Origin of the sequence: Mesorhizobium sp. Z1-4, from assembly GCF_004000235.1 — a bacterium.
In the GTDB taxonomy this organism is placed as follows: Bacteria; Pseudomonadota; Alphaproteobacteria; order Rhizobiales; family Rhizobiaceae; genus RCIO01.
In genome coordinates this window covers 511,830-529,966 of the sequence record NZ_RCIO01000002.1, presented here as the reverse complement: position 1 = coordinate 529,966, position 18,137 = coordinate 511,830, and the positions used below count along the sequence as shown (strand labels likewise).

The window sequence follows — 18,137 nt, the reverse complement described above, 5'->3', positions numbered from 1 at the left end:
GGCAATCAAATTTCCATGAATCGAGACGTTATTCAACTCGCCCCTTGACAGACAGGACGCCAAACTGTCTGTTCAATGGGCGTCTCTGTTTGTTCGCGCGGTCAGCCGCGCTCAGCTTCCGGCAAGGCGGCGCACTTCCCTGATTTGATGTGGTGTCTGTGCGGGCCTGTCAGGCGCCGTAGCGCGCCAACCTGTTGCGGTCGAATACGCTGATGCGGCCGCGGTCGACCTTGAGCAGTCCCTCGGCTTCAAGTTCGCGCAGCGCTTTGTTCACCAGCGGGCGCGACAGCGCGGTAAGCAGCGCAAGCTCTTCCTGGGATATCTCGATCTCGCCGCGGGTACCCGGATAGAGGACCCGGTTGAAAAGCCAGCCGAGATTGCGCGCCACCCGCTCTTTCGGGCCCAGGATTCGGTCCTGTTCGATGGTCGCGATGAACTGGCCCATGCGCTCGTTGAGCTGGAAGACCAGAAACCGGTTGAAGCCGGTGCTGTTTTCGAAAAGCCACATGAACACCGAGCGCGGCATCATCGCCAGCCGGGTATCTCGGATTGCCACCAGATCGTATTGACGCGGCTCGTCCTTGATCAGCGAGCCCTCACCGAACCAGCCGCCTGCGCCGACACCGGCAAATGTCATGGCTTTGCCGGTTTGCGAAATGGTGCTGATCTTCACCAGACCGGACACAACGCCGGTCCAGTAGTCGAGGCGGTCGCCCCGGTGGCAAATATAAGCGCCCTTGTCGAAACTGCGCTCAATCAGCCCGCGGCACGCACGCTCCAACTCGTCTTCGGCCAGTTCTGCGGCCCAGACGGCCGAGCGAACAACCTCGTCCTTTGCGCTCATCGAACCTCGCGGTTGCGGCCCCAGTGCCGCACTTTCCGCTTATGAACGCGCGCCAGTTGGGTTGCAAGCGACCGGCCGGGCCTCGCCACTGTCGTCAGGCGGCCTCTTTCCAGTACTTGGCCGTCGGCAGGATCGTGAGCGGCGCCAGTTCACCGCCGGAAGGCCGTGCAAACAGCATCCGCCGCTCCGACTGTGTGGAATGGAAGAACGGGAAACGCTCGATCGTGTTTTCCATGTTGTCGGAACATTTCGACTGATAGAGGTGAACCGGCACGATCAATCCCGGATAGGTGCGCGGTTCCGCTGCTTCCTCGCTGCGGAAGATGCGCCGGTAGAACGACGCATGGTCTTCCTTGACCGCCGTGAGGCAGTACGTCGGATTGAAGTACTTGCATGCCAGCACGGCCAGCCGCAGGGTAATGTATGGCAGCGTGCGCAGCGCGCCGGACCATTCCATATCGGCCGCAAAACGGCTTGGGTCGACGAAACTTTCGCCACTGGCGATGCGCGGCATCAACTCTTCGCCGAACACATCGGTGCTCGGCGAAAGCGGATATCGCTCGTTCACGTGGTGCAGGCGCAGCGTGCTGACCAGTCGGCCATCGAAATAGATGCCGAAGACATAGCTGTTGGGCAGCTCGTCGAACTTGTCGCGCACCGCTTTCGCGGCATTGGGCGCCATCATTCCCGACTGCACATATGATTTGTAGCGAAGCCGGCAAACGTCTTCGAAGTCTTCGCCGCTGTCGAGATGCCTGTACTCGACTTGCTCCAGAAGGCTCAGGACGCCATTGATAAATGGAGAGACAGAAGTGCTGTTTTCACTCTCACCTGTCGCGATATGCGACGGCTTTTCACTCACACGCATATAACCAACCCTCGTATTCCGCCACGAGAGAAGTTACTATACATTAACAATTCAAAGAAACGAAAAATCACCGCAGATTCATTAAGTTCTTATTAACCTTAACAGCCCTGCACGAACACTGATACCTGCCCCAGCGTAAGCTGGCGCGCTCCAGATGCACTACTGCGCTTTTGCGGCTTTGCGGTTTTTCGGCTCGCCCGATGCTGCGCCGTCGTCCAGATCGGCGGCGGTCGGCCAGGCATGGACGGAGATCGTCTCCACGCCGGAAGCGGTCAGTGCCGACCCGAACAGGAAGCCCTGCACGAGGTCCGGTTTCACCGTTTGCGACAACACTTCGAGCTGCTCGAAGGTTTCCACGCCTTCCATGGTGATTTGCAGGCCAATTCCGCGCGACAGCCCCACCACTCCCTTGAGGAGTTCGAGCGCGCGCGGATTCTGTGTCACGTCGAGCAGGAAGCTGCGATCGATCTTCACCTTGTCGAGCGGCAGCGTGTGCAGGTAGCTCAGGCTCGAATAGCCGGTGCCGAAATCGTCCAGCGCGATGCGCACGCCGAGCGCCTTGATGTCGTTGAGGAACTTGCCGGTCGAGGACTTGTCGTCGAGCAGCGCGGTTTCGGTTACCTCAACCTCGAGGCGGTGCGGCGGCAGACCGGAGCGCTCAAGTGCGCTTCGCACCTTCTCCACGACTTCACTGTTGTGGAAGTCTTTGGCCGACAGGTTGACCGAGACGCAGATGTCGCCCGGCCACCTCACGCAGGCGCTCGTTGCCTGCTCCAGCACCAGTTCGCTGATTTCGGAGATGATCCCCATCTCTTCTGCCAGCGGAATGAAAACCGCCGGCGACACCGGCCCGAGCTCGGGATGGTCCCAGCGGCACAGTGCCTCGCAGCTTGCGATGCGCATGGAGTTCATGGCGACAATCGGCTGATAGACGACACGCAGGCTGCGCGCCTCAACGGCCCCGCGCAGGTCAGACTTGAGCATCTGCCGGTTGCGGAAGGCTGCGTTCATCTTCGCTTCGAAGAGCCGCCAGCCATTCTTGCCGGCTTCCTTCGCTTTGTAGAGCGCCAGATCGGCCTTGACGATCATGTCGTCGACATCGGTTCCGCCGACATCGGAAATGACCGCACCTGCGCTCATCTGAACCCTGAGAGCGTGCCCCGACACATCCACATAGCCGTTGAGATCGGCAAAGATCCGGTCGAGCACGACTGTGAGCTCTTTTTCGCTGCCGATCGAATTGAAGAACAGCATGAATTCATCGCCGCCGAAACGGCTGACGATTACCTCGTCCGAGGCAATGGCAGACAGCTTTTCGCCGACGGCGAAAATCAGGCCGTCGCCAACGGGATGGCCAAGCGTGTCGTTGATGCTCTTGAAATCGTCGAGATCGAAAACCGCGAGCGCACACTGACGTTCCGGGTCGCCGCCGGCGACCCGCTCCGCGACGAGTTCATGGAACCAGGCCCGGTTGGGAAGGTCGGTGAGCGAATCGAAACGCGCCATGTGGCGAATGCGTTCCTCGGCTTCGACACGCGAGGTGATTTCCTCAAAGGTGACGACGCCCAGTTCCTCGTGGCCCGAGCGGGCCGTCAGTTCGAAATAACGGCCGTCGCCGGCGCGCAGCTGAAGTTTGAGGTCGCGGTCGTCGCTCAGCGCTCGCGTCAGCTGGCCTTCCGCATAACGGGCATCCCGCTGGGACAGCAGGCCGCCGGCGACGCCGCGCATCAGCACGGCGTGCAGGGATCGGCCAAGCAGACGTTTGGGCACATCGAATCCCAGCACCTTGGCGGCCTTCGAGTTGGCGACAACGACGCGGCCGTCCGGGCCAAGCATGACGAGTCCGTGCGACATCGTGTTGAGCGCCCGGTCGAAACGCTGCGCCAGGTTGCGCGCCTGCCGGTGTCCGATAACCGCCGAAAACAGCACGTTCCTGACGTTGTCCGCGCTCGACTTGATGACGACCATAAAGGGCACGATCAACAGTCCGAGCACGAAATGCGGCACGTCCAGCCGCAGCATGAGGCCCAGCGCTATGGGCCCGACAAAGGTAGCGGCGAAGATGGAGACCATGCGCCGTGAGCCGTAGTTGCGGCCGACAACGGTTACGATCGAGCCCAGTGTGACCGATATCGCGGCCATTTCGCCGAACGGCACGGGCCGCAGATAGATGGCTGTGAAGCAGAAAGCGCCGAGCATCAAACCCTGGATGCTGCCTTTCAGGATGTATTCGTTTTCCCAGCGCTGGGCTGACCGCTCGTCCGGGATGCCGCCGCTTCGGTGGAAGCGCACCATACCCGCATAGCGCCAAGTGCCGACGGCAAGGAGAAGCCCGGCGAGCGCAACGTAAACGACGTCGCCGCTGGCGACGTAAACCATCAGCGCTGCTATTGCATGGCACGCGGTGCCAATAAGCAGAACGTGGTGGTTGTCGAACAACGACCGTACGAACTGCACATAAACATCCGCGGGGACGCCGCTATTTTTGCCATTCGTCATTCACGAATCCCACCTCGGCATCGTCAAAATGCCACGGCCGCATTAAGAAAAGCCTTACGTATCAGCCTTTTTGGTGGGAATCTGAAAGCCTTGCGGAAATATCGGCGGCTATTCGGCCGCTTCCAGCTCGGTTTTTTCGGCGCCTTCTTCGAAACGCGCGAGCAGCCGGGCGCGCTCTTCCATGGCGCGCGCCGCGCTTGCGGCCTTCACATGACCGTAGCCGCGGACAAGCTGGGGTATTGAAGCGACCGCTGCCGCACTCTCCAGCCGGCTAGGCGTGAGTTGCGCCGCAATCTTGCTGAGATCGTCTTCATACCGCGCAAGCAGGTCGCGCTCCATGCGCCGCTCGGCAGTACGGCCGAACGGGTCGAAAGCAGTGCCACGCAAACCTTTGAGGCGGGCGAGAAGCTTGAAAGCACTCATCATCCAGGGGCCGAAGCGCGACTTGCGCGGATGCCCGTCACTTCCCTTGCGGCCAAGGATCGGCGGCGCCAGATGGAATTCCAGCCGCTCGTAGCCCGCGAACTCTGCCGCAAGCTGCTTCTGGAAGGCGCCATCCGTGTAAAGCCGGGCAACTTCGTACTCGTCCTTGATCGCCATCAGCTTGAAGAGGCCGCGCGCCGCCGCTTCGCTCACGACCGTTGAGCCCGGTTCACACGCCTGCTCGGCCTTGCGCACGGCTTCGATGCGCGAACGATAACGGCCGGCATAGGCCGCATCCTGATAAGCAGTGAGGAAATCCGCGCGGCGGGCGACAATCTCGTCGAGGCTCTGCGCCGGAGGCAATTCCGGCTTGTCCTTCGCACCGATGACGCCAGCCACCTTTGCCGGGTCGTGCCCGGCGCAGCGCCCCCAGCGAAACGCCGAGACATTCATGTCCACCGCCTGCCCGTTCAGCTCGATCGCGCGCTCAATGGCCTTGGGCGAAACCGGCAGCGCGCCCTTCTGGCTGGCGACGCCCAGCATGAACATGTTGGCTGCGATCGTGTTGCCGAACAGCTTCGAAGCGGCGGCGGTCGCATCGAAGAAGATAGCGCAGTCATCGCCCACAGCGGAGCGGATGGCGCGGCGAATGCGTTCGCTGGGCAGCGAATAATCGGCCGAACGCGCGAAATCGCCGGGCATAACCTCGGCCGTATTGGCCACAAACAGCGTCTCGCCGCTGCGCACTGCCGAAAGCACCTTGCGGGAGCCGGAGACCACCAGATCGCAACCGAGAATGAGGTCTGCCTTGCCGGCCGAAACGCGTATCGCGCTGATTTCCTCGGGCGTGCGCGCAACCCGCATGTGGCTGAACACCGCCCCGCCCTTCTGCGCAAGCCCGGCCATGTCGATGAGGCCAGAGCCCTTGCCTTCCAGATGCGCAGCCATGCCGATGATGGCGCCGATGGTCACAACGCCGGTGCCGCCGATGCCGTCGATAATGGTCGCCCAGCCATCCTTGCGGAGCTCGAAAATCGCAGGTGCTGGCACGCCTTCAAGCGGATCGGCAGAACCGGCTACACCCTGCGACTTTTTGAGTTTTGCGCCGTGCACGGTCACGAAACTCGGGCAGAAGCCGTTGACGCAGGAAAAATCCTTGTTGCAGCTCGACTGGTCGATGCGTCGCTTGCGGCCGAACTCGGTCTCCAGCGGCTGCACCGAAACACAGTTCGATTTTACCCCGCAATCACCGCAGCCCTCGCACACAAGCTCGTTGATGATCACCCGCTTGTCGGGGTCGGGGAAGGTGCCGCGCTTGCGTCGCCGGCGTTTTTCGGCTGCACAGGTCTGGTCGTAGATCAGAACCGACACGCCCTTGTGTTCGCGCAGGTCGCGCTGAACGGCATCCATGTCGTCGCGATGATGGATCGTCGCGCTCGCAGGGAAAACATTCGCGCCGTATTTGTCGGGCTCGTCGCTAACGACTGCGATACGCTCCACCCCTTCGGCCAGCACCTGGTCGGCGATCATGCCGACCGTCAGCCCGCCCTCATGCGGCTGGCCGCCGGTCATCGCAACGGCGTCGTTGTACAGAATCTTGTAGGTGATGTTCGCGCCCGACGCGATCGCGAAGCGGATCGCCAGCGAACCTGAATGGTTGTACGTGCCGTCGCCGAGGTTCTGGAACAGATGCTCGCGTTTGGAAAACGGCGCCTGGCCGACCCATTGCGCGCCCTCACCGCCCATGGCGGTAAAGCCGATCGTGTCGCGGTCCATCCACATCGCCATGAAATGGCAGCCGATACCGGCACCCGCGATCGAGCCTTCAGGTACCTTCGTCGAGGAGTTGTGCGGGCAGCCCGAGCAGAAATAGGGCATGCGCGAACCGACATCCTTGGTCTCCGCAAGCATCGCCTGGTACTGCCGCAGACGGCTTACGCGGTCTGCCAGGTCGCCAACCTGCCCGACCACCTTCAGGATGCGCTCGCCAAGCGCGATGGCAATCTCGTTGGGATCGAGTGCGCCCTTGGCGGGGAACAGCCAGTTGTCGCGCTCGTCCTTCTTGCCGACGATGACCGGCTGGTTGGCAGTGCCGTAGAGGTGTTCGCGCATCTGCACTTCAAGCAGAGAGCGCTTCTCCTCCACAACGACCACATATTCGAGGCCGCGCGCGAACTCGGCGATGTGCTGGTAATCGAGCGGCCATGGCGCGGCCACCTTGAACAGCCTGAGCCCGATCTGCCGCGCCTTTGCCTCGTCGATGCCGAGATCGTCCAGCGCCTGGCGCGTATCGAGATAGGATTTGCCGACCGTAATGATGCCGATGCGGGCGTCCTTGCCGCCCGAATAGATCATGCGGTTGAGGTCGTTGGCACGAATGAAGGCTGCCGCAGCAGCACGCTTGTATTCGTGCAGCCGCGCTTCCTGGCCAAGCTGGTCCACTTCATGGCGAATATTGATGCCGCCGGGCGGCATCTCGAAATCGGGCAGCTCGATCTTCACGCGGTCCAGCGAGGCATCCACCGAAGCCGTGGACTCCACATTGTCCTTGACGCATTTGATCGCTGCCCAGGTGCCGGCGAAACGCGACAGCGCATACCCATAAAGGCCGTAGTCGATCAGTTCCTGCACGCCGGCAGGGTTGAGCACCGGCACCATGGTATCAACGAACAGAAACTCCGTCGCATGCGCGACAGTGGACGATTCCGCCATGTGGTCGTCGCCCATCAGCGCCAGAACGCCGCCATGTTTCGACGAGCCTGCCAGATTTGCGTGGCGGAAGACATCGCCCGAGCGGTCGACCCCCGGGCCCTTGCCGTACCAGACGCCGAACACGCCGTCATATTTGCCTTCGCCCAAAAGCTCGGTCTGCTGCGAACCCCAGCAAGCCGTGGCCGCGAGCTCTTCGTTGAGACCCGGCTGAAAGACGATATCGGAGGCAGCGAGTTGCTTGCGGGCCTTCCACAATTGCAGGTCGAGCCCGCCGAGGGGCGAGCCGCGATAGCCGGAGACAAAACCCGCCGTATTAAGTCCCGCGCGGCGGTCACGCTCGCGCTGCATAAGCAGCATGCGCACGATTGCCTGGGCCCCTGAAACGAAAATCCGCTCTTTGGAAAGGTCGAATTTGTCGTCCAGCGAAACGTCGTGGAGTGTCATGCTTTGTTTCCCGGGGCGAACAGGCGCTAAATCGCCGCGAATCTGCATAGCACGCATTTGCGACAGTGCGGCGCGAGAAACGTCAGTGTCCCCGCACGATGCCGCCACGTCAAATAAAATCAGATGGATGGCGCATTGCGCAACATTGCGACTGCTTGTCCAGCCTGCCCCGCAGCAAGGTTTCGCCGGGCGGGGCATGCACGGTACAAAGATTGCGCGGCGACGGTAGCGGCTGAACAAAAAAGGCGGGCAAATCCTGCCCGCCTTTCAGAAGTTCTATGCAGCACGCATCAGGATGCGGCTTCTTCCTTCTTGTCGTCCTCGGCCGGAGCCTCGGCAACTGCCTCTTCAGCCGGTGCCTCAGCGGCGGCTGCGGCTTCTGCTTCAGCGGCAGCTGCTGCTTCCTTCGCGTCTTCCTCAGCCTGCTTGGCGGCATCGAGGCGCTCCTGCGCCTTCTTGCCGGGCTGTGCCTTGTTCGGGTTGCTGCGCGTCGGACGCTTCGCAATGCCGGCCTCGTCGAGGAAGCGCAGCACGCGGTCGGTCGGAACCGCGCCATTGGAGAGCCAGTGCTTGATGCGCTCCTCGTTGAGCTTCACGCGCTCACCGTCCTTGGGCAGCATCGGGTTCCACGAGCCGACCTGCTCGATGAAACGGCCGTCGCGCGGGCTGCGCACGTCGGCGATAACGACGTGGTAGTAGGGGCGCTTCTTGGAGCCCGCACGCGCGAGCCTGATTTTCAGTGCCATGGTCTAGTCCTTCTCATTCAATGCGTTGTTTGGTTGGATTTCAGGAATTCTTCGGGCGGCAGATGCCGCCAGATATCTGCGGTGAAGCCACACACTTCGACCCGCTTCTTCTCCAGGCCGGCGCCGAGCCTGCGCGCCACACCCTGGGATGCCGTGTTGTTCTCGTCGATAAGGCTGATTGCCGTGCGCCAGCCGAGCTTTTCATAGGCAAAACGCAGCGCCGCACCGGCAGCCTCTGTGGCATAACCCTTGCCATGCGCCTCGCGTGCCAGCGTGTAGCCGATTTCCCGTTCCGGCCAGCCGGGCGGATTGATCGGACCGCAATGGCCAATGCACTGATCGGTTTCCCGTATCGCGACGCAGAATACGCCATGTCCAAGCATCGCCCATGATCCGGTGACGGCGCAAAACGACCGCCAGGCGTCGAGACCGGTCTCCACCCCACCAACGAAACGCGTCACTTCGGGGTCGGCCTTGTAGGCGCAAAACGCCGCGTAATCGTCGATGCGGAAGCCGCGCAGTCGCAGGCGTTCCGTCTCAACAACCGGAATATTGGCGGCGTGAAAACCCATCAGCCGGCCGCTCCGTCCGACTTGGTTTCGGCGGCAATCGCCTCATGGTGGCGGATCACTTCGCGGATGATGAAGTTGAGGAACTTTTCGGCGAAATCGGGGTCGAGATTGGCATCCTTGGCAAGCTGGCGCAGGCGCGCGATCTGGCTGGCCTCGCGCGACGGGTCTGCCGGCGGCAACCCGTGCGTCGCCTTCAGCTTGCCCACCGCCTGCGTGCAGCGGAAACGCTCCGCAAGCATATGGATCAGCGCGGCATCGATATTGTCGATAGACGCGCGGTAGCCGGCGAGCAGAACCTTCGGCTGCTCAAGATCGCTCATTTCCGCCCTCCCTTCGGCAAACCAGGCAGACCGCCGGCGCCCGGTAGTCCGGGCAAGCCGCCGCTGCCGCCGAGACCCGGCAGGCCCTTGGGCAATCCGCCGCCCATGCCGGCGGCTTCCGCCTGCTTCTTCAGCGCTTCGAGCTGTTTGGGGTCCATCTTGGACAGATCGGGCATACCGCCCATACCACCCATGCCGCCAAGACCCATCTTGGAGGCAAGTCCGCCCATCGCGGCGCGCATCATGCCGCCACCTTTGCCCTTGCCACCCATCGCCTTCATCATGTCCGCCATCTGGCGGTGCATCTTGAGCAGGCGGTTGATCTGCGCGGCATCGGTGCCGGAGCCGGCGGCGATGCGCTTCTTACGGCTGTGCTTCAGAATATCGGGGTTCGCGCGCTCCTTTTTCGTCATCGACGAAATGATCGCGAGCTGCTGTTTGAAAACCCCGTCGTCCAGACCGGCGGCGGCCATCTGGTCCTTCATCTTTCCCATGCCGGGCATCATGCCCATGATGCCGCCCATACCGCCCATCTTCTGCATCTGCTGAAGCTGATCGGCGAGGTCGTTCAGGTCGAACTTCCCCGACTGCATCTTCTTCGCCATCGCGGCGGCTTTTTCGGCGTCGATCGTCTCCGACGCCTTCTCGACCAGCGAAACGATATCGCCCATGCCGAGGATGCGGTCGGCCACACGCTTGGGATGAAACTCCTCCAGCGCGTCCATCTTTTCGCCGACGCCGACGAGCTTGACCGGCTTGCCGGTGACGGCCCGCATCGAAAGTGCGGCACCGCCGCGCCCGTCGCCGTCCATGCGCGTCAGCACCAGGCCGGTAATGCCGACACGGTCATCGAAGCTGGTGGCGAGGTTGACGGCGTCCTGGCCAGTCAGCGCGTCGGCGACAAGCAGGATCTCGTGCGGGCTCGACACCTTCTTGATGTCGGCCATCTCCGCCATCAGCGGCTCGTCGATATGCGTGCGGCCCGCGGTGTCGAGAATGACGACGTCATGGCCACCGAGCTTCGCTGCCTGCACGGCGCGCTTGGCGATATCGACCGGCGTCTGGCCTTCCACGATCGGCAGCGTCGCGATGTTGCCTTGTTCGCCGAGCTGCCGCAGTTGCTCCTGCGCGGCCGGGCGGCGCGTATCGAGCGAGGCCATCAGAACTTTCTTGTTCTGGCGCTCGATGAGGCGCTTGCCGATCTTGGCCGAGGTCGTGGTCTTACCGGAACCCTGCAGGCCGACCATCATGATAACGACGGGCGCCGGCGCATTGAGGTCGATGGTCTCGCCCTCTTCGCCCAGCATGCCGACGAGTTCGTCATGCACGATCTTGACGACCATCTGGCCGGGCTTGATCGACTTCAGAACTTCGGCGCCGACTGCCTTTTCGCGCACGCGGTCGGTAAAGGAACGCACCACGTCGAGCGCGACATCGGCCTCGATAAGCGCACGGCGAACCTCGCGCAGCGCCGCCGAGACATCAGCCTCCGATAGCGCGCCGCGGCCGGTCAGGCCGTTCAATATCGAACCGAGCCGTTCCTGAAGGCTCTCGAACATCCGCTTTCCTCATTCTCTCGTGTCTGATGACCCGAGAAATAGTGACCGCGAGCGCATAACCCAAACGCCAAAACCGAATGGCACCCGGGGGCGCATCGCGTTGCCGGGTGTTGACCTCCTGGATCGTCAATCGATCGAATGCGTCCAGGTCGGCGGCTCGGAGTTTGCACTCTTCGCTGAATTCCGGCGCGGTAGACCCGAAATCCGGGCCGAAGTCAAGCAAAAGCGGGCTATTGATCCCGATCAAGGACGCCTTTAGGCCAAGCCACAAAAATTGCTGGATGGCGCTGAAGCACTTTCAGGGAGGAACGAGGTGGCCGCTGAATACCCGAAATCTGCTAACGGCCCGGCGATGCCGGATGTGAACGCATTGTCGGTCACCGACCTGCGCGCTGCCCTCATGGCAGGCCTCGCGGATTTCGCCCGGGCTCCGCTATACGGTATTGGTATCGGCGCCATCTTTGCACTCGTCGGCGTGCTGATCGTTCTGGGTCTGACGGTGTGGGACATTCCGTGGATGATCTACCCTTTCGCGATCGGCTTCCCGCTGATTGGCCCGTTCGCGGCGGTTGGACTCTTCGAAGTCAGCCGCAGACTGGAACGCGGCGAACCACTCGGTTGGCCGGCTATCTTTTCCGCAATCTGGCGGCAGCGCGGACGCGAGCTTTCCTGGATGGCGTTCGTGATGCTCTTTTTCTTCTGGATCTGGATGTATCAGGTGCGCCTGCTGATCGCCCTTTTCCTCGGCCGCATGTCCTTCGCCACGCTGGAGAAGTTCTTCAACATCGTGCTCTACACGCCGGAGGGCTGGCTGTTCCTTGCGGTCGGCCATCTGATCGGAGCCGCACTTGCATTGCTGCTCTTTTCGATCACTGTCGTCTCGATCCCGCTGCTGATGGAACGAAACTACGATTTCGTCACGGCGATGATCACCAGCGTGAAGACCGTGGTGGCAAGCCCGTTTGTTATGCTGGGCTGGGGTGTTTTCGTCACGCTGGCCATCATCGCGGCTAGCCTGCCGCTGTTTGCCGGCCTTATGGTGGTCCTGCCGATCCTCGGCCACGCCACCTGGCACATCTACAAACGCGCGGTCGTCATACGCGCCTGAATTCCGGAATCCTACATTCGACATTGACCCGGCGCGATTTTGGCTCATAAGTTAACCGAATGGTTAGCTTTCATTCCGACCCCGCTCATGTCGACCGTGCCTTTTTCGCGCTGTCCAACGCCACGCGCCGCGGCATGACGGAAATGCTGCTACGCGAAGGCGAAAAGCCGATGCGCGAGCTTGCCCGCCCGTTCGGCATTTCGCTGCCGGGCGCCATGAAGCATATCGGCGTGCTGCAGGAAGCCGGCATCGTTTCCTGCCGCCGGCAGGGCCGGGAGAACCTCTGCTCGGTCGACCCCGGCGCTCTGCGGACGGCGGCGAACTGGTTTGAGTTTCACGCCAGGTTCTGGAGCGTTAGCTTCGAGCGGCTGGGCAAGGTGCTGGCGGAGAAGAAAGAGAAATGAGCGACAACACACTGACGCTGACGCGCACCTTCCCTGATGTCGACCCGGAGGCCGTTTACGACGCCTGGACGCGGCCTGAGCTTCTGGCCGACTGGTATGGGCCGGAGGGTTTTCAGAACGAAATCCATGAAATGGATGTGAGGGTTGGCGGTCGCTACCGCCTGACCATGATTGCGCCGGACGGCGCGCACTACCCGCTGAGTGGCGAGTACCGCACGCTCGAACCGCCGCACCGCTTGGCCTTCTCCTGGCAATGGGAAAACCAGCCCGCCAGCATCGGCAACGACATCACGCTGGTCACTGTCGACATCAAACAGGTGGGACGCGGCACTCAAGTCACGCTCACGCATTCCGAATTCGCCGACGCTGCGCGGCGCGACAACCACCGCCATGGCTGGGAGCCTTCGCTCGACAAGCTCGGCAGATTTCTGGCTTCCAGCGGGTCTCAATAACTCAACAGGGGGAAATACCGATGCAGGAAATCACAGCGAATGTCAGCTGGACCGCGATCATCGTCGGCTTCATCGCCGCCTATGCGGTCGGCTTTCTCTGGTATGGGGTCATCTTTCAGAAGGCCTGGGCACTGGGCAACGGGCTTCCCGAAAAGCCGGAGAAGTTCCCGGTCATGGCAATGGTGCTGCAGGTGATCGGCACTTTCCTCTATTCATGGGTCTTCGGCATCACCGCGTCGCGCGAGATGCTTTTGACTATAATCCTTGTGGTCCTTACCCTCGCCTGCCTGATCGGCGCCGGCGCCCTTTATCGCCTGCGCCCGCCCGGCGTGATGCTGATAGATGCCGGCTACGTCATCGCCATGGGTGTGGTTCTGTTCCTGGCGCAGGCGATATTCTGATCAAATCGCTTTGAACTCTGACGGCGGCGCAATGCGCCGCCGCCGCCGCTTGCCAGCTCGGAAAAATCCGGTCGACATGAAGCTCGTCTGATCTTCTACGAAAGCGCGGCGATCACCTGCCGCGCCACCGCTTCGCCCGAAAGCCGCGCGCCGCCGCAGGTCTGTATCAGCGACCCCGCCAACGCCTCGCCGGCAAAATAGATGCATTCGCCGACGGGCTGCATCAGCGTCTCGCGTGCTCCGGCCTTGCCCGGCCGGGCCGCCGCATAAGCGCCGCGCACATATCGCTCGCCGCCCCATTTCGTCATCATGGAACGGCCGACCTTGCCGCGAATGTCATTGCCAAAAATATCCGCAAGACGATCAGTGACGAAATCGACGCCTGCCTCAGTCCCTGCAGCTTCCATTTCCCAGGCGAAATCGCCGCCGACAAAACCGACCATCAGATCGAGTTCGAACGGGAAACACAGGAAATAGAGATCGTGGCGCGCATGCCGCTCTACCAGCATATCGGCGAAGGATTCGAGGCCAAGCCGTGTGCCTTTGATCTCGACCGGTATCTTGGTCAGCATGCCCATCGGCAAATCGAAAAAGGCTTCGACATGTGCGACCGGCAGCGCGGGATCGAAGGAGATTTCCTCGAAGGCCAGTACCGCCGGCGACACCGTGACGATAACCTTCTGCGCCCGGATCGTACCTTTCGGTGTTTCCACCACAACGCCTGGTCCGCCCCAGCCGATACGCTTCACCGGCGTCGAGAGCGTAACCCGGACATCGGCGCCGAAGCGCGCAACCAACGCGCCGAACCCCTCCTTCGTGAAGTAATTCGGGTCTAGGTCAGCCGCTGAGCGGTAGTCGGTGACCGAAATCTCGTCGGGGTCCTTCCCGAAATCCATTGGCCCGCAAAATGTCGCCGCTGCACGCACCGACGAGCCTTTCTCGATCAGCGACCCCAGCCGGTCATCATTGTCGTCATGTGCCTCGATAATCGCGTGAAGCCGGGCATCCGCCGCCTTCATTTCCGCAATTTCTTCGGTCGAGGCGCGCTCCGAACCGAAATAGAGGTGGTCGACATTCATATCGTGGTGGAACAACGTCCAACCCGCCGCTTCGGCCTCGGGGAAATAGGGGTTGCGGTCCGCCGCGTGGAGCCACGCGCAACCGACATCGAACGGCACCCCGAATGGCGCGTCGGATGTCCAGGCGCGGCCGCCGATACGGTCCATGGCCTCGATCAGGCGGAAGGAGCGACCCTCCTGCTGCAGCAAACGAGCGGCGGCGAGCCCCGCGGAACCAGCGCCGACAATCACAACTTCGACATCTTCCATGGGCCAAAATCCAAATGCAGCGGTAACGGGCTTGCAGGATTTTGAGCGTAATAAAGACCGGGCGGTCGCGCCAGTGCCATCACGGCGTCCGCCTGGAATTGCCCGCTGATGACAAAGCGGCGAGCCACTGACAGAATTTCCGCCAGGCCATTTGGCGATTCGAAAAGGAGACAGGCATGGCAGCGCGCAGGGGTCTGACATTCGCGGGTCTACTTGCGATTTCGGTGATGATGGCGCCGGCTACGGCGCTCGCAGCGAAATGCGGCAATAACTCCGGCGGCTTTGAGAACTGGAAGAAGACATTCCAGCAGGAAGCCGCCAATGCCGGCGTCAAGAGACGCGGCCTGCAGGCACTTGCCGGCGCACGGTATGCAACTGCCACGATCAAGGTCGACCGTGCGGTCAGGAAAGCCTTCAGCGGCGACGTGAATTCATTCATGAAGCGTCGCGGCGGCGCTACGATCATCGCCAAGGGCAAGGCGCTCAAGAAGCAGAATGCGCGCCTCTTCGCCGACATCGAGCGCCGCTATGGCGTACCCGCGGGGCCGCTTCTCGCCATCTGGGGCATGGAGACGGGCTTCGGCTCCTTCATGGGCAACCAGAACACCGTTTCCGCCATTGTGACGCTGGCCTATGACTGCCGCCGTCCCGACTTCTTCACCCCGCATGCCATCGCTGCGCTGAAGCTGGTGGATGCAGGCGTAATCTCCTCGAAGTCGGTCGGCGCCGCGCATGGCGAGATTGGCCACACGCAGTTCCTTCCCGGCAACGTCCTGAAATACGGCGTCGGTGGCAGAAACCTCCGCGACAAGGCCACCGCGCTGATGTCGACGGCCAACTTCCTGCGCGGCCACGGATATCGCGGCGGCCCCGCCAGCGCCAACCGCGGCGCGATTGCGGGCTGGAACGCGGCCTCCGTCTACCAGCAGGCCATCATCATCATGGCAGACGCGATCGACGCAAACTAACCGCCGGTAGCCGTCGCGTCATCAATTGGTGGGCGGATGCTGATCCTAGACCGCGAGCATCAACGTTTGGACGCCGCTAGCCGCCCCGCTTGCGTGCAGCCAGCGTGCGCAGGCGCAGGGCGTTCAGCTTGATGAAGCCGGCGGCGTCCTTCTGGTCGTAGGCGCCCTGGTCATCCTCGAAGGTGACGAGCGCGTCCGAATAGAGCGATCTGTCGGACCTGCGGCCTGTCACGATGACGTTGCCTTTGTAGAGCTTCAGGCGCACCTCGCCCTCCACATCCTCCTGGCTCTTGTCGATCAGCGCCTGCAGCATCTCGCGTTCGGGCGAAAACCAGAAGCCGTTGTAGATGAGCTCTGCGTAGCGCGGCATCAGTTCGTCCTTCAGGTGCGCCGCGCCGCGGTCGAGCGTGATCGACTCCATCGCACGGTGTGCCGCAAGCAGGATCGTGCCGCCAGGCGTTTCGTAAACGCCGCGCGACTTCATGCCCACGAAGCGGTTTTCCACCAGGTCGAGCCGGCCGATGCCATTGTCGCGACCGAGATCGTTGAGCGCGGCAAACAGCGTCGCGGGCGACAGTTCCTTGCCGTCCAGCGCAACCGGGTCGCCTTTCTTGAAGGTAATCGTGATGTCGGTCGCCTTGTCCGGCGCATCCATCGGCGAAACCGTGCGCATGTGGACATATTCCGGCGGCTCGCCCCACGGGTCTTCCAGCACTTTACCCTCGGAGGACGAGTGCAGCAGATTGGCATCCACCGAGAACGGAGCCTCGCCCTGCTTGTCCTTCGGCACAGGGATCTGGTGATCCTGCGCAAAGTTGATCAGGTCTGTGCGCGACTTGAAGGACCAGTCGCGCCAGGGGGCGATGATTTTGATGTCTGGGTTCAGCGCATAAGCCGAGAGCTCGAAACGCACCTGGTCGTTGCCTTTGCCGGTCGCACCGTGCGCAATCGCGTCGGCGCCGGTTTCCTCGGCAATCTCGACCAACCGCCTCGAGATCAGCGGGCGGGCGATCGAGGTACCCAGCAGGTAAACGCCCTCATACTGGGCATTGGCGCGGAACATCGGGAAAACGTAGTTGGAAACGAATTCCTCACGCAGATCCTCGATGTAGATCTCGCGGATGCCCAGCATTTCGGCCTTGCGGCGCGCGGGCTCCAGTTCCTCGCCCTGACCAAGATCGGCTGTGAAGGTCACGACTTCGGCCCCGAACTCGGTCTGGAGCCATTTGAGGATGATCGAGGTGTCGAGGCCGCCGGAATAGGCAAGAACGACCTTTTTGACGTCTTTGATTTTTGACATTGGAAATCCCGTGGGCAGTCCGGAGCACAGCGTGGGCGGCTCTTCAATTCGGGCGGCACTATTAGCAGGAAAGCCCTAGCGGACAAGACCGGCCCCTGCGTCACGATTGCGCGAAAGGCCGGCGCGGGACTTGCCGCAACAGCTTGGTTGACTAGACTTGGCCGCGATTCAAAACCACACGCCATGAGAGGGTCTGCATTGTCCGGGGAAGAAATTGACGAAGCGAACCGGCGGAGTTTCTGGGGACGGGGCGCCTCTTTCCTTCCGTCAATATTTGCCGTTCTGCTTTTGGCTGCCGAACCCGCAGCCGCGCAGACCGTCTGGACAGCGCCTGAAGGCCAGTCCTACGCAATGCTTCCGGCGCCGCAACAGGGCACGGCTGTAACCGGCGGCGTAATGCTTTGCGACCAGCAGGTCTGGACGCTCTCGCTGGCAACCGAACCCGGCGCCGAGATTGCAGACGCCGACGGCACTGCAACGCTGATCGCGCTCGGCCAGCGCTTCACCGTCCAGTCGAGTCGCGGCAACAGCAGCATCGACCTGATCGTGCCATACGATGCGCTGGAGCCGATGAAGGCGAGTTCGCGCCTGCAGATCGAACTTGGCGGCGACAACGAGCCGATACGCTTTGCGCTGACCGGCTCGCGCCGCGCGATCACTGCTGTCGAGCAGAACTGCTCGGCCCGGCAACTGCCGACCGAAAACCTGATCGAGCTCGAAGCCGCCTCGGTCTATCTCGAACTCGGCCGGCGGCTGCGCGCTGACGACATCCGCGACTTCATCATTTCCACCAACCAGCTGGCCGAGCTCGAGGTGGCCATGATCGAGATAGAAGGCAACCGCAGGCTGTTCTTTGTCGAGATCTGCGGATCGTCCTGGTATTACGGCGTTTCGGGCTGCAACATTGCCGGCTTCGCGCATTTTTCGGCTACCGGCTCCAACCCGTCCGAAATCGATCTTGAGGGCTGGGAACCGGTGTTCGAATCCGAAGGCGTTCACGTCTACCGCGAACCGGGCCAGTCGAGCGATGGCTGGCCGAACCTGGTCACCATCCCGCTAAAGCCGGGTTTCCCCGACAAACTCTGGACATGGACAGGACAGCGTTACGCGGTGGAAGGCACCATTCAGGCCGAACTTCGGACAGCGCAGGACTAAGCAATTCCCGCGGAATGGCTGCGGCATGGGCACT

At 62.0% G+C, this 18,137-nt stretch carries 16 protein-coding genes; 6 read left to right on the top strand and 10 right to left on the bottom strand.

All coding sequences use genetic code 11. From position 1 onward, the window contains the following. Window positions 1-169: 169 nt before the first annotated feature. From EP165_RS09620 to ffh, 8 genes are all read right to left on the bottom strand, one after another. Entirely contained in the window at window positions 170-844 is a 675-nt protein-coding gene (locus tag EP165_RS09620) for a Crp/Fnr family transcriptional regulator (RefSeq protein ID WP_127521842.1), read from the bottom strand. Between the two features lie 94 nt (window positions 845-938). Continuing rightward, on the bottom strand, window positions 939-1,712 hold the full coding sequence (locus EP165_RS09615) for an N-acyl amino acid synthase FeeM domain-containing protein (RefSeq protein ID WP_164742995.1): 774 nt from the start codon (window positions 1,710-1,712) through the stop codon (window positions 939-941). 159 nt (window positions 1,713-1,871) lie between these two features. Further along, a complete protein-coding gene (locus EP165_RS09610) occupies window positions 1,872-4,211 on the bottom strand; it encodes a putative bifunctional diguanylate cyclase/phosphodiesterase (protein ID WP_127521838.1) in 2,340 nt (779 codons plus the stop codon). Window positions 4,212-4,319: 108 nt separating this feature from the next. Next, window positions 4,320-7,790, bottom strand: a complete 3,471-nt coding sequence (locus EP165_RS09605; protein WP_127521836.1) for an indolepyruvate ferredoxin oxidoreductase family protein — start codon at window positions 7,788-7,790, stop codon at window positions 4,320-4,322. A gap of 290 nt (window positions 7,791-8,080) precedes the next feature. Then, window positions 8,081-8,536, bottom strand: coding sequence for a 30S ribosomal protein S16 (gene rpsP / locus EP165_RS09600; protein ID WP_127521835.1), 456 nt, complete (start codon window positions 8,534-8,536; stop codon window positions 8,081-8,083). Window positions 8,537-8,553: 17 nt separating this feature from the next. Then, a complete protein-coding gene (locus EP165_RS09595; RefSeq protein ID WP_127521833.1) occupies window positions 8,554-9,108 on the bottom strand; it encodes a GNAT family N-acetyltransferase in 555 nt (184 codons plus the stop codon). Then, complete coding sequence (locus tag EP165_RS09590) at window positions 9,108-9,428, bottom strand: chorismate mutase (protein WP_127521831.1); 321 nt, start codon at window positions 9,426-9,428, stop codon at window positions 9,108-9,110. The genes EP165_RS09595 and EP165_RS09590 overlap by 1 nt, the downstream gene beginning before the upstream one ends. Continuing rightward, window positions 9,425-10,987 carry a signal recognition particle protein gene (gene ffh / locus EP165_RS09585; RefSeq protein ID WP_127521829.1) on the bottom strand — a complete coding sequence of 521 codons (1,563 nt, stop codon included), beginning with the start codon at window positions 10,985-10,987 and terminating at the stop codon, window positions 9,425-9,427. The genes EP165_RS09590 and ffh overlap by 4 nt, the downstream gene beginning before the upstream one ends. A 313-nt stretch (window positions 10,988-11,300) precedes the next feature. Here ffh and EP165_RS09580 point away from each other — a divergent pair, with 313 nt between their 5' ends. The 4 genes from EP165_RS09580 to EP165_RS09565 are packed head-to-tail and all read left to right on the top strand — an operon-like array spanning window position 11,301 to window position 13,352. Beyond that, window positions 11,301-12,095, top strand: a complete 795-nt coding sequence (locus EP165_RS09580; RefSeq protein WP_245440088.1) for a DUF2189 domain-containing protein — start codon at window positions 11,301-11,303, stop codon at window positions 12,093-12,095. Window positions 12,096-12,154: 59 nt separating this feature from the next. After that, a complete protein-coding gene (locus EP165_RS09575) occupies window positions 12,155-12,499 on the top strand; it encodes an ArsR/SmtB family transcription factor (RefSeq protein ID WP_127521827.1) in 345 nt (114 codons plus the stop codon). Further along, the gene (locus tag EP165_RS09570; RefSeq protein ID WP_127521826.1) at window positions 12,496-12,951 is read left to right on the top strand and encodes an SRPBCC family protein; all 456 of its coding nucleotides are present in this window, start codon (window positions 12,496-12,498) and stop codon (window positions 12,949-12,951) included. Before EP165_RS09575 ends, EP165_RS09570 begins: the two co-directional genes overlap by 4 nt. Window positions 12,952-12,971: 20 nt before the next feature. Then, window positions 12,972-13,352 (top strand): DUF1761 domain-containing protein, encoded by a 381-nt coding sequence (locus EP165_RS09565; protein ID WP_127521824.1) that lies wholly within the window; start codon window positions 12,972-12,974, stop codon window positions 13,350-13,352. A gap of 95 nt (window positions 13,353-13,447) precedes the next feature. On the opposite strand, the gene EP165_RS09560 is transcribed toward EP165_RS09565, so the two are convergent. After that, window positions 13,448-14,680 (bottom strand): flavin monoamine oxidase family protein, encoded by a 1,233-nt coding sequence (locus tag EP165_RS09560; RefSeq protein ID WP_127521822.1) that lies wholly within the window; start codon window positions 14,678-14,680, stop codon window positions 13,448-13,450. Window positions 14,681-14,856: 176 nt separating this feature from the next. Between EP165_RS09560 and EP165_RS09555 the strand changes: the two genes are divergently transcribed. After that, on the top strand, window positions 14,857-15,648 hold the full coding sequence (locus EP165_RS09555; RefSeq protein WP_127521820.1) for a lytic murein transglycosylase: 792 nt from the start codon (window positions 14,857-14,859) through the stop codon (window positions 15,646-15,648). Between the two features lie 76 nt (window positions 15,649-15,724). Here the strand turns inward: EP165_RS09555 and EP165_RS09550 are convergent, their stop codons facing one another. Further along, entirely contained in the window at window positions 15,725-16,948 is a 1,224-nt protein-coding gene (locus tag EP165_RS09550; protein WP_127521819.1) for an argininosuccinate synthase, read from the bottom strand. A 288-nt stretch (window positions 16,949-17,236) separates the two neighbouring features. On the opposite strand from EP165_RS09550, the gene EP165_RS09545 reads away from it, so the two are divergent. Beyond that, window positions 17,237-18,103: a hypothetical protein gene (locus EP165_RS09545; RefSeq protein WP_127521817.1), complete on the top strand. Its 867-nt coding sequence runs from the start codon at window positions 17,237-17,239 to the stop codon at window positions 18,101-18,103. The last annotated feature ends 34 nt before the right edge of the window (window positions 18,104-18,137 follow it).

Excerpts from the sequence above, each read along its gene's own strand:
- EP165_RS09620 (WP_127521842.1), bottom strand. The coding sequence starts at position 844 with ATGAGCGCAAAGGACGAGGTTGTTCGCTCGGCCGTCTGGGCCGCAGAA.
- EP165_RS09615 (WP_164742995.1), bottom strand. The coding sequence starts at position 1,712 with ATGCGTGTGAGTGAAAAGCCGTCGCATATCGCGACAGGTGAGAGTGAA.
- EP165_RS09610 (WP_127521838.1), bottom strand. The coding sequence starts at position 4,211 with ATGACGAATGGCAAAAATAGCGGCGTCCCCGCGGATGTTTATGTGCAG.
- EP165_RS09605 (WP_127521836.1), bottom strand. The coding sequence starts at position 7,790 with ATGACACTCCACGACGTTTCGCTGGACGACAAATTCGACCTTTCCAAA.
- rpsP (WP_127521835.1), bottom strand. The coding sequence starts at position 8,536 with ATGGCACTGAAAATCAGGCTCGCGCGTGCGGGCTCCAAGAAGCGCCCC.
- EP165_RS09595 (WP_127521833.1), bottom strand. The coding sequence starts at position 9,108 with ATGGGTTTTCACGCCGCCAATATTCCGGTTGTTGAGACGGAACGCCTG.
- EP165_RS09590 (WP_127521831.1), bottom strand. The coding sequence starts at position 9,428 with ATGAGCGATCTTGAGCAGCCGAAGGTTCTGCTCGCCGGCTACCGCGCG.
- ffh (WP_127521829.1), bottom strand. The coding sequence starts at position 10,987 with ATGTTCGAGAGCCTTCAGGAACGGCTCGGTTCGATATTGAACGGCCTG.
- EP165_RS09575 (WP_127521827.1), top strand. The coding sequence starts at position 12,155 with ATGGTTAGCTTTCATTCCGACCCCGCTCATGTCGACCGTGCCTTTTTC.
- EP165_RS09570 (WP_127521826.1), top strand. The coding sequence starts at position 12,496 with ATGAGCGACAACACACTGACGCTGACGCGCACCTTCCCTGATGTCGAC.
- EP165_RS09565 (WP_127521824.1), top strand. The coding sequence starts at position 12,972 with ATGCAGGAAATCACAGCGAATGTCAGCTGGACCGCGATCATCGTCGGC.
- EP165_RS09560 (WP_127521822.1), bottom strand. The coding sequence starts at position 14,680 with ATGGAAGATGTCGAAGTTGTGATTGTCGGCGCTGGTTCCGCGGGGCTC.
- EP165_RS09555 (WP_127521820.1), top strand. The coding sequence starts at position 14,857 with ATGGCAGCGCGCAGGGGTCTGACATTCGCGGGTCTACTTGCGATTTCG.
- EP165_RS09550 (WP_127521819.1), bottom strand. The coding sequence starts at position 16,948 with ATGTCAAAAATCAAAGACGTCAAAAAGGTCGTTCTTGCCTATTCCGGC.